Annotated in this window: 12 protein-coding genes; 11 read left to right on the top strand and 1 reads right to left on the bottom strand. The window is 44.9% G+C overall.

Annotated elements, in window-relative coordinates; translation table 11 throughout:
* The first annotated feature begins 16 nt into the window (after positions 1-16).
* The 10 genes from AC060N_RS19735 to AC060N_RS19690 all read left to right on the top strand — a co-directional run bounded on the left by AC060N_RS19735 (position 17) and on the right by AC060N_RS19690 (position 10255).
* On the top strand, positions 17-295 hold the full coding sequence (locus AC060N_RS19735) for a hypothetical protein (protein ID WP_479525218.1): 279 nt from the start codon (positions 17-19) through the stop codon (positions 293-295).
* Positions 296-369: 74 nt separating this feature from the next.
* On the top strand, positions 370-1923 hold the full coding sequence (locus AC060N_RS19730; protein ID WP_479525217.1) for a glycine--tRNA ligase: 1554 nt from the start codon (positions 370-372) through the stop codon (positions 1921-1923).
* Positions 1924-2140: 217 nt separating this feature from the next.
* Positions 2141-3433 carry a nucleotide sugar dehydrogenase gene (locus AC060N_RS19725; RefSeq protein WP_479525216.1) on the top strand — a complete coding sequence of 431 codons (1293 nt, stop codon included), beginning with the start codon at positions 2141-2143 and terminating at the stop codon, positions 3431-3433.
* Between the two features lie 66 nt (positions 3434-3499).
* Positions 3500-4801: a glycosyltransferase gene (locus AC060N_RS19720; protein WP_479525215.1), complete on the top strand. Its 1302-nt coding sequence runs from the start codon at positions 3500-3502 to the stop codon at positions 4799-4801.
* Positions 4798-5874: a non-hydrolyzing UDP-N-acetylglucosamine 2-epimerase gene (wecB, locus tag AC060N_RS19715; protein ID WP_479525214.1), complete on the top strand. Its 1077-nt coding sequence runs from the start codon at positions 4798-4800 to the stop codon at positions 5872-5874. Before AC060N_RS19720 ends, wecB begins: the two co-directional genes overlap by 4 nt.
* A 42-nt stretch (positions 5875-5916) precedes the next feature.
* Positions 5917-7047: a DegT/DnrJ/EryC1/StrS family aminotransferase gene (locus tag AC060N_RS19710; protein ID WP_479525213.1), complete on the top strand. Its 1131-nt coding sequence runs from the start codon at positions 5917-5919 to the stop codon at positions 7045-7047.
* Position 7048: 1 nt separating this feature from the next.
* Complete coding sequence (locus AC060N_RS19705; RefSeq protein WP_479525212.1) at positions 7049-7621, top strand: acyltransferase; 573 nt, start codon at positions 7049-7051, stop codon at positions 7619-7621.
* Between the two features lies 1 nt (position 7622).
* Positions 7623-8591 (top strand): Gfo/Idh/MocA family protein, encoded by a 969-nt coding sequence (locus AC060N_RS19700; RefSeq protein ID WP_479525211.1) that lies wholly within the window; start codon positions 7623-7625, stop codon positions 8589-8591.
* 4 nt (positions 8592-8595) lie between these two features.
* Positions 8596-9753 carry a glycosyltransferase family 4 protein gene (locus tag AC060N_RS19695; protein WP_479525210.1) on the top strand — a complete coding sequence of 386 codons (1158 nt, stop codon included), beginning with the start codon at positions 8596-8598 and terminating at the stop codon, positions 9751-9753.
* Positions 9740-10255, top strand: coding sequence for a class I SAM-dependent methyltransferase (locus tag AC060N_RS19690; RefSeq protein WP_479525209.1), 516 nt, complete (start codon positions 9740-9742; stop codon positions 10253-10255). Before AC060N_RS19695 ends, AC060N_RS19690 begins: the two co-directional genes overlap by 14 nt.
* Here AC060N_RS19690 and AC060N_RS19685 read toward each other — a convergent pair.
* Positions 10233-11723 carry an oligosaccharide flippase family protein gene (locus AC060N_RS19685; RefSeq protein WP_479525208.1) on the bottom strand — a complete coding sequence of 497 codons (1491 nt, stop codon included), beginning with the start codon at positions 11721-11723 and terminating at the stop codon, positions 10233-10235. The genes AC060N_RS19690 and AC060N_RS19685 overlap by 23 nt on opposite strands.
* Positions 11724-11829: 106 nt before the next feature.
* Between AC060N_RS19685 and AC060N_RS19680 the strand changes: the two genes are divergently transcribed.
* Positions 11830-14304 (top strand): YfhO family protein, encoded by a 2475-nt coding sequence (locus AC060N_RS19680; RefSeq protein ID WP_479525207.1) that lies wholly within the window; start codon positions 11830-11832, stop codon positions 14302-14304.
* Positions 14305-14316 lie beyond the last annotated feature (12 nt).

Below are 14316 nucleotides of genomic sequence, written 5' to 3'. Positions count from 1 at the left end.
TTAATGAGGGAGTTATATGCAACTATTTGTACTGTTATATTTTGTTGGATTTCTGAAGACACTGTTCATCATCCTGGTCGTTTATTACGGTTTTCGGTTTCTGATGCGATGGCTGGCGCCGAAAGTGGTCGACAAAGCAGCACAAAAGTTGTACGATGATATGAAGAAAAAGTCGGGTCGGCCCGGAAAAGAAGAGAAGAGAGAAGGCGATGTAACCATTGAACAATCCGAACGGCACGAAAAAAAATACAACCGTTCCGATGGTGAATACATCGACTTCGAAGAGGTTGATTAAGACGATTGATTCTCATCAGAAAAAATTCCCAAAGAACATCAGGAAACGTATACTGAAAATTTAAATCATAATTTATGGCTCAGGAAGATTTGTTTAAGAAGCTAATCGCCCACTGCAAGGAGTACGGGTTTGTATTCCCGTCGAGTGAAATCTACGACGGCCTGGCGGCTGTTTACGATTACGGACAGTATGGTGTTGAATTGAAGAACAACATCAAAAAATACTGGTGGGATTCCATGGTATTACTTCACGAAAACGTGGTGGGACTCGATTCAGCAATCTTTATGCATCCCACAACGTGGAAAGCTTCCGGCCATGTCGATGCCTTCAACGACCCGTTGATTGACAACAAAGACTCGAAGAAACGCTATCGTGCCGATGTGCTGATTGAAGATCAGCTGGCCAAATACGAAGCGAAAATCGATAAAGAGATTGAAAAGGCGAAGAAGAAATTTGGCGACAGTTTCGACGAAGCCAAATTCCGTGAAACCAATCCGCGGGTGCTCGCCAACCTCGAAAAATGGAAGGAACTGCACGAGCGTTTCAGTAAAGCCATGAACGACATGGATTTGGCTGACCTCAAGCAGATCATCATCGATTATAAAATCGTTTGCCCCATTTCGGGAACCGGCAACTGGACCGACGTCCGTCAGTTTAACCTGATGTTTGCTACCGAAATGGGCTCGACTGCTGATGGCGCGTCCAAAATATATCTTCGTCCGGAAACGGCGCAGGGAATTTTTGTGAACTACCTGAATGTACAGAAAACCGGTCGTATGAAAATTCCTTTCGGGATTGCCCAAATCGGTAAAGCATTCCGTAACGAGATTGTGGCCCGTCAGTTCATCTTCCGCATGCGCGAATTCGAGCAGATGGAGATGCAGTATTTTGTGCGCCCCGGCAGCGAAATGGAATGGTTCGAAAAATGGAAGGCTACCCGTATGGCCTGGCACAAAGCCCTCGGTTTCGACGAAAATAGTTATCGTTTTCACGAGCACGAAAAACTGGCCCACTATGCCAACGCGGCAGTGGATGTCGAGTACAAATTCCCGTTCGGTTTCAAAGAAGTGGAAGGGATTCACTCCCGGACCAATTTCGACCTTAGCCAGCACCAGGAGTTTTCCGGTAAGAAGATTCAGTATTTCGATCCGGAAATCAACGAATCGTATGTGCCGTATGTAATCGAAACCTCCATCGGTGTCGACCGCATGTTCCTCCAGGTCGTTTCGGCAGCATATTGCGAAGAAGAAATCGAGGGAGCCAACGGTAAGAAAGATTCCCGCGTGGTGATGAAATTGCCGCCGGCCCTGGCTCCGGTAAAACTCGCGGTAATGCCGCTGGTGAAAAAAGACGGACTGCCGGAAAAAGCCCGCGCCATCATCGATACGCTGAAGTTCGAATTCAACTGCCGTTACGACGAAAAAGATTCCATCGGTAAGCGTTACCGTCGCCAGGATGCGGTAGGAACTCCCTTCTGTATTACGGTCGATCACCAAACGGTTGAGGACGATACGGTTACGATTCGCTATCGCGACTCCATGGAGCAGGAACGTGTGTCGATCAACGATTTACGAAACATTATTCACGATCAGGTAAGTTTCAAAAGCCTTTTCGAGAAAATAGGATAAGTTATTTGCAATCCTTCAAAAGGGAACTTCCGGGATCAGAAATGATTCTCCGGTCCTTTTGAAGGATTCTTCATTTTTTTGATATGAGTTGTTTTCTATCGTGGAAGAAGTACGAATTGTTGGGGTTAATTCGTTAATATACAGTTAGAAATTATTCTTCGGTTGCTTTGATGCAGATTTTTAAAGCAGCGAAATAGAAACATATAAATCAAGGCATATGATTGCTTCAGGATTAAAAAAAAAAGAAACCGCGCTGGCTGTTATCGGCCTGGGCTATGTTGGTTTGCCGTTGGCGTTGGCTTTCGCCAGAAAAATTAAGGTAATTGGCTTTGATATCGACGAGCGGCGGTTAAAGCTGCTGAATCAAAATATTGACCCTTCCGGGGAATTGGAGAGCGAAGCTTTTGATGGCTGCGATATTCAGTTCACAAGTGATAAGTCTGTACTAAAGGAGGCTTCATTCTTCGTGGTTACAGTACCCACACCGGTCGATCAGTACAAAATTCCCGATTTGGGACCGTTGAAAAGTGCGACGGAAACAGTTGCATCTGTACTGAAAAAGGGAGACTATGTGGTATATGAATCCACTGTTTACCCTGGAACGACAGAAGAGGTTTGTCTCCCGATTCTGGAAAAAGGTTCCGGCTTGAAGGCTGACGTCGATTTTTCATACGGTTATTCGCCAGAGCGTATCAATCCGGGTGACAAAGTCCATACGGTGGAAGAAACCATCAAGATTGTGTCCGGAAACAACGAACAGGCGCTCGACGAGATTGCCAAAGTGTACGAAATGGTCGTTCGTCCGGGAGTTCACCGGGCACCGCAGATAAAGGTTGCTGAAGCTGCTAAGGTTTTCGAAAATACACAGCGCGACATCAACATCGGGCTGGTGAATGAGTTGTCGAAAATCATGGATTTGATGAACGTCAATACATACGATGTACTGGAAGCAGCCGGAACCAAATGGAATTTCCTGAAGTTCTATCCCGGTTTGGTGGGAGGCCATTGCATTGGCGTCGATCCGTATTACCTTACTCACAGGGCACGTTCACTCGGTTTTCATCCCATGATGATGGATAGCGGCCGCATCATCAACGATTCGATGAGTTCGCATGTGGCGATGAATACGGTAAAAATGCTGATTCAGGCAGGACATGAAGTGAAAGGCGCACGAGCTTTGGTGTTCGGTATCACTTTCAAAGAAGATGTGAGTGACTTCCGGAACTCGAAAGTAGCCGAAGTGGTTCATCACTTAAAGGACTTCGGTATGGAAGTAGACGTGATGGATCCTTTGGTAGAAGCGGATCGACTGGAAGAAGAATGTCACATCAGTTTGACCGAAAAGCCAAGTGGAAAATATCAGGCACTTGTTCTGGCGGTTTCACATCGTGATTATGTCGATTTAAGTCAGGAATATTTTAATTCGCTGGCAACCGACAGGCCGGTCTTTATTGACATTCGCGGAATTTATCGTCGGAAGATAACCGGATTTAATTACTGGAGCCTTTAATTTCAGGCTCTTAACGAAATTCTGAAACTGTCCCCCTTCGTTTCGGAAGTTGATCAGGAATTTGGAATGAAAAAACGGGTTTTAATCATTACATATTACTGGCCGCCCAGCGGAGGGGCCGGAGTTCAGCGTTGGCTCAAATTCTCGAAATACCTGCCCGATTTTGATTGGGAGCCGGTCATTTATACACCGGAAAATCCGGAAGTACCGGTCGATGATCCCAGTTTGCTGGAAGATGTGCGACCAGGTCTGGAAGTGATTAAACGACCAATTTTGGAGCCATATTCTTTTTACAAGAAATTTATTGGTCAGAAAAAAGGCGAGCGCGTGAATGCCGCTTTTCTGTCTGAAAATAAAAAGCCGGGATTCAAGGAGAAGCTCTCCGTGTGGATTCGTGGCAATTTTTTTATTCCTGATTCCCGCCGCTTTTGGATACGCCCATCGATTCGTTTTCTAAAAAAATACCTGGAAGAACATCCGGTCGACGCGATTGTTTCAACCGGACCGCCGCACAGTATGCACTTGATTGCGCTGGCGCTGAAAAAGAAACTGGACATTCCGTGGCTGGCTGATTTTCGCGATCCGTGGACCAATATTGATTTCTATCCGGACCTAAATCTGACACCTTTAGCCGACGCCAAACACCGGAAACTGGAACGGAAAGTCATCACCTCGTGCGACGAAATGGTGGTGGTGAGTCGGCAAATGAAAACCGAATTTGAAGAACTCGGAGGAAGAAATATTCACGTCATCACCAACGGGTTCGATGATGCCGATGTGAGTGAAGAAACTCCTGAAACCGACGAAAAGTTCAGCATTGTACATGCAGGTTCGTTACCACCGAACCGAAACCCACGCCTCCTTTGGAAGGTCTTGCAGGAACTGGTCGCTGCCACGCCGGATTTGGGCGATTCATTGCAAATTAAACTGGTGGGCAAGGTAGATGTTTCGGCGCTCGAAGATATTCGGAATCATCAGCTGGAACCTTTCCTCGAGCTCGTCGAATATGTTCCGCATGATGCCGTCATGAAAATATTACAGCGGGCGCAGGTTTTGTTATTGGCCATCAATCAAACGCCGAACGCCAAAGGCATCCTTACCGGGAAATTTTTCGAGTACCTGGCAGCTTGCCGTCCGGTGTTGACCATTGGTCCGCCTGATGGCGACGTGGCCAATATTTTGAAAGAAGTGGAGGCTGGGTTAATTTCGGATTTTGCCGATAAAGAAGGCCTGAAGAAAAATATTCTGGCATTTTTCGACCGTTTCCGGGAAGGAGAACTCTCCGTCAACTCGGAAGGCATTCACCAGTATTCCCGGAGGAATTTGACAGCGACATTAGCAGAACATCTCAACAAAATAACTTCATGAAGAAAATCGTCACCATCGTCGGAGCCCGGCCGCAGTTTATCAAAGCTGCCATGGTCAGCCGTGCGTTAAAGGCAAAGGGATTTAGCGAAATCATCGTCCATACCGGGCAACATTTCGATAAGAATATGTCGGAGGTTTTCTTCGAGGAGATGGAAATTCCGCACCCGGATTACAACCTGGAAATTCAGGGCTTGAGTCACGGAGCAATGACCGGGCGCATGATGGAATCGATTGAAGATGTGCTTTTGAAAGAAAAGCCTGACAGGGTAATGGTTTTCGGTGACACAAATTCGACACTTGCCGGTACTCTAGCTGCTGCAAAGCTGAATATTCCCGTAGCACATGTTGAGGCAGGCCTTCGCTCATTTAACAACCAGATGCCCGAAGAAATTAATCGCATTCTCACTGACCGGATTTCTTCGGTTCTGTTTTGCCCCACCGATGTCGCGGTAGCAAACCTGAAGAAAGAAGGTTTTGACAATTTCGATTGCCAAATTGTGAAGAACGGCGATGTCATGCAGGATGCAGCGCTTTTCTATGCTGCAAAATCTGATGGACATTCTACCATTTTGAAAAATCTGGATTTGGAAAGCAAGCCTTTCGTTCTGGCTACCGTTCACCGCCAGGAAAATACAGACAATCCGGAAAGGATTCGAGCGATTTTTGACAGTCTGAATGAAATTCACCGCGACAAAGAGGTGGTGATGCCTTTGCACCCCCGCACAAGGCAAATCATCAAAAATCTGGGTATTGAGCCCGATTTTCATGTCATCGACCCGGTGGGATATTTCGATATGCTGCAGTTACTCAAAAACTGTCAATTGGTTTTCACCGACAGCGGAGGTTTGCAGAAAGAGGCGTTTTTCTTTGCAAAACACTGCATCACCTTGCGGGATGAAACCGAATGGACAGAGTTGGTTGATGGTGGTTTTAATATGCTGGCCGGAAGTGATGGCAATCGCATTTTGGAAGCGTACCGGATCATGTCGGCAAAACAATCTAATTTTTCCATCAATCTATACGGAGATGGTGAAGCATCGAATGTAATAGCAGACTTTTTAGCAACTTTGTAGAAAGTCCTCTAACGAATAAGCTCAAACAAGTAAGCTGAAAAAATGAGCAAGTCAATACAGATGGTCGATTTGCACGGGCAATACCTGAAAATGAAGCCCGAAATCGATCAGGCAATACAGGAAGTAATCGATTCCTCGGCTTTTATCAATGGCCAGCCGGTTAAGGAATTTGCCGCTGAGTTAGCTGAATATCTGGATAGCAAATTTGTGATTCCCTGTGCCAATGGTACCGAAGCATTGCAGGTGGCCTACATGGCACTTGGCTTGGAACCGGGTGATGAAGTCATTATGCCGGCGTTCAATTATGTGGCTACCGCCGAAGCAGCTGCGTTGTTGCGGCTAAAGCCGGTTTTTGTCGATGTACATCCCGATACGTACAATATTGATGTAGACCAGTTGGAAAAGGTTATCACATCAAAAACCAAAGCGATTGTCGTTGTACATCTTTTCGGTCAGTCAGCTAACATGGAACCTCTTCTTTCGCTTGCGCGGAAACACGAGATTAGGGTGATTGAGGACAATGCCCAGGCATTGGGAGCAGTTTATTCCTTTCAAGACGGAACCCAACACAAAGCTGGCGTTATGGGCGATATAGGAACCACATCATTTTTCCCGACCAAGACATTGGGATGTTATGGTGATGGAGGCGCTATTTTTACCAATAATGAAGAGCTTGCTTCAGTTTCCCGGATGATAGCGAGCCACGGACAAGCAAAAAAATATACCTTTGAAAGAATCGGGTTGAATTCGCGCCTCGATACCATGCAGGCGGCGATTCTCCGCGTGAAGCTAAAGCGCCTCGATGAGTGGAACCGTGCCCGGCAGGAAGCTGCAGCTGTCTATGATGAATTGTTGGGGAATATGGAAGGAACTGTGACACCATCGCGAAGTGAATTTTCGACCCACGTTTTTCATCAGTACGTTGTCCGGGTAACCGAAAAGTCAAGAGATGAGGTGAAAGATGCGTTGAAGGCATCCGGCATTCCGTCGATGGTTTATTACCCGTCACCGTTGCATTTGCAAAAAGCGTTTGCCTACCTTGGCTATCGCGAAGGAGATTTCCCGGTGGCGGAAAAACTTTGCAATGAGGTGCTGGCACTGCCAATCCATACGGAGTTACAGCGCGAAGAACAAGAACAGATTGTTTCGAAACTGAAAGAAATTATACGATAAAATGGCCGACTATTTTGCACATTCAACAGCCGTTATCGATGACAATTGTGTCATTGGTGAAGGAACGAAGATCTGGCATTTCAGCCATGTCATGTCGAACTCAAAGCTGGGCGAGAAGTGTAATCTCGGGCAGAATGTGGTCATTTCGCCCAATGTCATATTGGGTAACAATGTGAAGGTGCAAAACAATGTTTCGGTGTACACCGGCGTCATCTGTGAGGAAGATGTTTTTTTGGGACCTTCCATGGTTTTCACCAATGTCATTAACCCGCGTAGTTTCATCAACCGAAAGGAAGAATTTCGGCAAACGCTGGTGCGGAAAGGTGCTTCCATCGGAGCCAATGCGACGATTATTTGCGGTGTTGAGATCGGAGAGTTTGCGCTTATCGGAGCAGGAGCAGTGGTAACGAAAGATGTTCCGGCATATGCGCTAATTGTTGGTAATCCGGGACGTCAGGTTGGTTGGGTGAGTGAATACGGGCATCGTTTGGAATTCTCCGCAACAGGAGAAGCGGTTTGTCCGGAAAGCAATCAAAAATACAGACTGGAAGACAACCAGGTAAAACGAATTTGAGATGAAGAATTTTGCATTGATAGGAGCAGCAGGATATATTGCTCCACGACATATGAGAGCCATTAAGGAAACTGGTAATCATTTATTGGCTGCTTATGACCCGTGTGACGGTGTCGGAATAATGGACAGTTATTTTCCGTCGGCCCGTTTTTTTGTGGAGTTCGAGCGTTTCGACCGGTATCTGGAGAAATTGAAATACGAAGAAAAAGTACCGCTGGATTATATCAGCATCGCTTCTCCCAATTACCTGCACGATGCGCACATCCGCGTCGCGCTGCGGCGAGGTGCTGATGCCATTTGTGAGAAGCCGCTGGTATTGAACCCCTGGAATATCGATGCATTGGAACGGTTGTCGGAAGAGACCGGAAAGAAAATTAACACGATCCTGCAGCTGCGGTTGCATCAGACCATCATCGATTTGAAGAAGCGTGTGGAAGAGGCGCCGAAGGACAAAATATTTGACATCGACCTCACCTATATCACTTCACGTGGTTACTGGTATTATACTTCCTGGAAAGGCGATGTGACCAAGTCGGGTGGCATTGCGACCAACATTGGTGTGCACTTTTTTGACATGCTGGCCTGGATTTTTGGTGACATTCAGCAAAATACCGTTCATATTCACACCCACGATCGGGCCGCCGGCTTTCTGCAGTTGGAACGGGCACGTGTCAGGTGGTTTCTCAGCATTAATGAAGAAACATTGCCCGAAGCCATTAAAGCGAAGGGACAGCGTACCTACCGTTCGATTACCATAGAAGGCGAGGAGCTGGAATTCAGTGCCGGTTTCACAGATTTGCACACGCGCAGTTATGAAGAAATCCTGAAAGGGAACGGCTACACGATCTCAGATGCACGGAGAGCCATCGAAACTGTCCATCAAATTCGTGAACAGCAGCCGGTAGGATTAAAAGGAGACTACCATCCGTTTGCCGCCAAAGAATTGACAAAGCACCCGTTTCATAAATAGCGCCATGAAGATATTAATGCTGTTGGAGAATAATTTTCCTCCTGACACCAGGGTGGAGAATGAAATAAATGCTTTGCTCGAGGCCGGGCATGAAGTGCACATGGCTTGCACCAAAACAAAAAGAGATACCAGTGAGAAAAGCTTTGAGCAATTGGTGTTTCACCGGCTAGAGTTGAATGAAATTCAACGGAAATCAAGTGTGGGGGCTTTGGTTTTTCCACTCTATTTTAGCATTTGGCGTAAGCATGTAAAACGCTTGTTTAGAAAGCATCATTTCGATGTTGTTCATATTCATGATCTACAGCTCGCCCGGATAGGATATGAAATGAAAAAGGAGTTTGGTGCCAAATTTATTCTTGATTTACATGAAAACTGGCCGGCTTTGTTGGATTTATCAGAACATACCCATTCGTTTTTAGGAAGAATTTTGTTTTCTCTCGAGAGCTGGAAGAACTATGAACGGAAGTATGTAAATCTTGCTGATGAGGTTATCGTTGTTGTTGAAGAATCGAAAGCTAGAATTGCTGCTTTGGGAGTCAGCAAGGACAGAATACATATCGTGTCGAATACGCTTAATATGGAAGAATTCGATTTTGAAGTAGATTCAACACCTCAGTCCAAAATGATATTTACCTATGGAGGTGGGGTCACACGGCATCGTGGACTTCAATACGTTTTGGAGGCGGCTGCAAAGGTAACTTCGGACGACTTTGAGATTCGTATAGTTGGTTCCGGACGTTATTTGGAAAATCTGAAAGAGCAGGCCAAACAATTGGCTCTTGGAGATAAAGTTCGTTTTTACGGCTGGCAGGACCGACAAAAGTTGTTGAAAATTCTTTCTGAATCAGATATCGCATTGATTCCTCATATCAAGAGTGCTCATACAGATTCAACAATACCTCATAAACTTTTTCAGTATATGTATGCAGAAAAACCGATACTGGCATCCAATTGTGCCCCAATTGAGCGAATTGTCAGTGCAACAAATTCTGGATGGATTTATGAGTTTTCAAACGTAGACCAATTGGCATCGATTATTGAAAAGATTGTCAGGAAGGAATATAACCTGGAGGATTACAAAAAAGGAAAAGATTATGTCGTGTCCGATTATAACTGGGGCAATGATAAGAAAACACTAAAAGAGCTATATGAAAAGCAATGAGGAACTGAGGTTTAAAAGAACTTATGAGCTGCTTTCCAGATTTGTTTCTACAGATGAAATCATTTTGGATTTAGGAACTCCAAATGAACTTTCTTCATTTTTGAAAAGTAAAGATTACAAAATAGAGAGTGCTTTCGGGTTTGATTTTGATCTGGAACCAGATGCATTAAACGATTATAATTACGGAGTATTGACTGCTTTTGAAGTTCTGGAGCATCTGGTTTCTCCCTTTCCACTCTTGAAGAATACCAAAGCGACAAAGCTTATTATTACTGTACCACTAAAATTATGGTTTGCCAAAGCATATCGTAACACCAATGATCCTTATGATCAGCATTATCATGAATTTGAAAGTTGGCAGCTTGATATGTTGTTGGAGAAGGCAGGATGGAAAATATTGCATCGTGAGAAGTGGATTGCTCCAACCGGTTTTTTGGGAATAAGGCCATTGTTGAGAAAGATTACGCCTCGTTTTTATGCTATTTACGCCGAGAGGAAGTGATTTTTCGTATTGTCTCTTTGAGCGACCTATTTAGTTCAGCTGAGATACCCAACCAATAAGTCAATGCAAAATAAATGAGGGTGATTAGCGCCGACCGAAAAATTATATCTAACCATAGCGAATTCATTCTGGGCATTAATTGAGAAAGGCCAAAAGAAATAGCAGACACAATAATAACGTAGAGGTGATTGATTTGGAAAGGCCACAAACCAAATTTTTTGCGGAGAAATAATAATCGGACAAGCGTATAGAATGACGTTGAGATAAATGAGGCCATTGCCGCTCCTGTAATGCCAAGTATCGGGATGAATATGATGTTTGTAATTACAACAAGTGCAATTAGCATGAACATGAAATACGCTTGAAATCGGTAATATTTCGATGTGTTAATGACTATGATACTACTCCCTGTTGAAACCGTGACCAAATTAGCCAGACTAATAAAAAAGATAACCCACTGTCCGTTCTCGTAATTTTCCGGCAGGATGCGAAAAATATTGTGAAGGTTTCCCCAGATGCCGGCAAACAGCAATAGCCCGAAGAGAAACTGGTTAATACTGCTTTTGACCAAAACGTCATCAATTTTGGCCATGTTGTTGGCTTTCCATGACTCGGAGATGATTGGTACCACCGCCTTGTTCATCACCCGCGAAGGAATCATAATCAACGTTCCGAAATAGAAGGTAACCGAATAAATTCCGGCAGCTTTCAAATCGATGTAGGCGTTCACCATGTACTTGTCAATGTTGATCAGGGCAAAGCTGCTGAGGCCCGAAATGATTCCGAAAACACAGAGCAACAGAATTTGTTTTTTTAGTTCCGGTGTGATAAAATGAAGCTGTGGACGAAGATTGAATTTCTTTTTGCGGATTAGGTATAAACTAAGAACCAGTGGCGGCACAGATTGAATAATCACAAACAACAGCACGTATCTGGCAAAATCAACAACATCGAAATAGTACAACAAAATGATGCCAAGGTTGAGTAATCTTAGCAGGAAATCCTTGAGGAACGTACCCAGAACGACATTGTAAAGTACTTTGTTGTAATTGTCGAATACCGCAAAATACAGGAAAAAGAAAACCAGTGGCCAGACATAAAATGCATATTCCGAAAGCAAAGGCGATTTATCCAGGTTTTGCGTGACCAGGTAAGGAGTGAAGAAGTATAAGAATATCGAAACCAGAATAAACCCGGTAGCCGAAACAGCCATAGCGAGAAAGAGATAGCCATTGTGATGTTGTTTGTTATTTCGGAAAAAGGGGAACAACCGGTTGGTGACATCCTGAAAACCCAGTCCGGAGAACTGCGCCAGAATGGTGGATATAGCAATCAGCACCTGCGTCAATCCAATTTCTTCCGCCGAAAAAATCTTGGGAGATAAGATGGCCAGATTCAAAAAACCCAGCAAAACGCCTGCATACGACCAGATGGAACCTCGAATGGTTTGTTTAATGATTATTCCCACGGAAATTAGATTTATGTCAAAAATATTTAATAAAAGTGAGTTGAACGGAGCGTTTGTTAAAAAAATATACTTTTGTGTATATGTGAAACGGTAACACGCGATCCAAATGAAGAAATTTTCCCTAAAGGCAGGAACTCCCCATGTGGTAGCTATTCTGCTGTTTTTTATTCTTTCGTTGGTATACTTTTCTCCCGCGATCGAAGGAAAGAAGCTCAATCAGCATGACACGAATACCTATTTGGGGATGTCAAAAGAGATACGAGATTATAACAAAACCCATGATGACGTAGCTCTTTGGACCAACAGCATGTTTGGGGGAATGCCTTCCTATCTCGTTGCATTACCAATTACGAAAACTGTTTTTGCACCACTCTACAAACTGACAAATCTTTTCAACTTCAGACCATTTAGTTTTCTGTTTTTATACTTCATAGGGTTTTACATAGCCCTTTTATTGTTTGGGGTCGATCCATGGCTCGGTATCATCGGAGCGATTGCCTTTGGATTTTCGTCGTACGACATTATTATTATAGCGGCGGGGCATAACAGTAAGGCCATTGCCATAGGTTATATGGCACCGATTATTGGAGGTTTGTACTATGCCTTTCGTAAAAACAGATGGGGCGGCGGGCTTATTATGGCAATCTTTCTTGGATTGCAAATCTTTGCCAGTCACTTGCAGATAACATATTACACATTGTTGTTAGTTCTGGTTCTCGGTCTTACCGAATTGATCATGGCTATTCGGAGAAAACAACTCGTCCCCTTTGCCAAAACTGCCGGGGTGCTGGCGTTCTTGGCATTGCTGGCTATTGGTGCCAATATGACCCGGTTGTGGACAACCTACGAGTATGGAAAATTCTCCATCCGAGGTAAATCGGAGCTGACGCACGATCAGCACAACAAAACCTCTGGCTTGGATAAGGATTATGCCACCGCCTGGAGTTACGGAAAGGCAGAAACTTTCACATTGATGATTCCGAATTTCAACGGAGGTTCGTCGACCGGCGGTTTCGATACCAATTCGAAAACTTATCAAACGCTGCGTCAGAATAACGTTCCCAACAGCCGGCAAATTGTAAAGCAGCTTCCCGGTTACTGGGGGCCGCAACCGTTTACATCGGGGCCGGTTTATGTGGGCGCCATCATCTGCTTCCTGTTTATCCTGGGATTGATTTTGGTAAAGGGGCCGTTGAAATGGTGGTTGTTGGTGGCTACTGTGCTGTCGGTTACCCTGGCGTGGGGAAAGAATTTTATGCCATTGACCAATTTCTTCCTGAATTACGTTCCTGGTTACAATAAGTTCCGGACCGTATCGATGATTCTGGTGATTGCCGATTTCACGATCCCTCTCCTGGGAATGTTGGCATTGAAGAGAATATTGAGTGGAGAAGTGGATAAAAAGGAGTGGCTTTACGCCTTCAAATGGGCGTTTGGTATCACAGCCGGATTCTCATTATTGTTTGCCTTAATCCCCGGATTAGCCGGAAATTTCACCGGTCCGCAGGATGCCCAGTTACCGGGGTGGCTGTTGGAATCTCTTCAGGAAGACCGGCAGGCAATGTTGCGCAGTGATGCCTTCCGTTCGCTGATTTTTATTGTCCTGTTTGCCGCAGTACTATGGGGGACCTACGAGAAGAAATTAACCCGGCGAAATGGTCTGGTCCTGATGGGCCTTTTGATTCTCATCGATTTCTGGGGAGTTGATCGCCGTTACCTGAACAAGGATAATTTTGTGACCCCGCGTCAGGCGAAACAACAGTTTACTGAAACAACAGCCGATAAAGCAATTCTGAAAGATAAGGATCCCGATTTCCGGGTACTGAATATGACCGTCAGCACCTTTAACGATGCGACGACTTCGTACTATTTTAAATCCATTGGAGGATATCACGGGGCGAAGATGCGCCGGTACCAGGAGCTGATTGAATATCATCTGCAACATGAGATGCAGCTGTTGGGAAGCCGCCTGAAGGCATTGAAGAGTAATGCTGATATGGATTCACTGTTTGTAGGCCTGAATGCGATTAACATGATGAATACCAAATACGTGATCGTGAATCCGAATGGCCCGCCGTTGAGGAACCCGATGGCCCTGGGGCACGCCTGGCTGGTGAAAAGTTACCGGATGGTGAACAATGCCGATCAGGAGATCGCGGCGCTGAACCTGATCAATCCGGCCGATCAGGCGGTCATCGACAAACGGTTTGCACCGGAAGTGAATAACGCACAAATACAATACGATCCCGATGCCCGGTTGAATCTGACCTCCTATTCACCGAATGAGGTGGATTATCACTACAAAGGGCAAAGCAAACAGATGGCTGTTTTTTCCGAGATCTATTATCCGAAAGGATGGAATGTGTATATTGATGGAAAGAAAATGCCTTATTTCCGGACAGACTATGTGTTGAGAGGAATGGTGTTGCCGGCCGGTGATTATGAAATCAAGTTTAAATTTCAGCCGGTTTCCTACCGGATGGGGAACACAATTTCAATGGCCAGTTCAGCCATTCTCCTACTTTTGTTGCTCGGATTGGGAGTGAAGGAATTCATGCGAAGAAAAAAGGAAACCGCATAAATGTAAACGTGA

Source organism: Prolixibacter sp. DSM 2831, assembly GCF_056493735.1.
Note: the sequence above shows the minus strand (reverse complement) of the source record. Positions and strands in the feature narration are given on the sequence as shown.

Bases quoted from the DNA above. Each gene is read 5' to 3' on its own strand.
- AC060N_RS19735 (WP_479525218.1), top strand. From the start codon at position 17: ATGCAACTATTTGTACTGTTATATTTTGTTGGATTTCTGAAGACACTG.
- AC060N_RS19730 (WP_479525217.1), top strand. From the start codon at position 370: ATGGCTCAGGAAGATTTGTTTAAGAAGCTAATCGCCCACTGCAAGGAG.
- AC060N_RS19725 (WP_479525216.1), top strand. From the start codon at position 2,141: ATGATTGCTTCAGGATTAAAAAAAAAAGAAACCGCGCTGGCTGTTATC.
- AC060N_RS19720 (WP_479525215.1), top strand. From the start codon at position 3,500: ATGAAAAAACGGGTTTTAATCATTACATATTACTGGCCGCCCAGCGGA.
- wecB (WP_479525214.1), top strand. From the start codon at position 4,798: ATGAAGAAAATCGTCACCATCGTCGGAGCCCGGCCGCAGTTTATCAAA.
- AC060N_RS19710 (WP_479525213.1), top strand. From the start codon at position 5,917: ATGAGCAAGTCAATACAGATGGTCGATTTGCACGGGCAATACCTGAAA.
- AC060N_RS19705 (WP_479525212.1), top strand. From the start codon at position 7,049: ATGGCCGACTATTTTGCACATTCAACAGCCGTTATCGATGACAATTGT.
- AC060N_RS19700 (WP_479525211.1), top strand. From the start codon at position 7,623: ATGAAGAATTTTGCATTGATAGGAGCAGCAGGATATATTGCTCCACGA.
- AC060N_RS19695 (WP_479525210.1), top strand. From the start codon at position 8,596: ATGAAGATATTAATGCTGTTGGAGAATAATTTTCCTCCTGACACCAGG.
- AC060N_RS19690 (WP_479525209.1), top strand. From the start codon at position 9,740: ATGAAAAGCAATGAGGAACTGAGGTTTAAAAGAACTTATGAGCTGCTT.
- AC060N_RS19680 (WP_479525207.1), top strand. From the start codon at position 11,830: ATGAAGAAATTTTCCCTAAAGGCAGGAACTCCCCATGTGGTAGCTATT.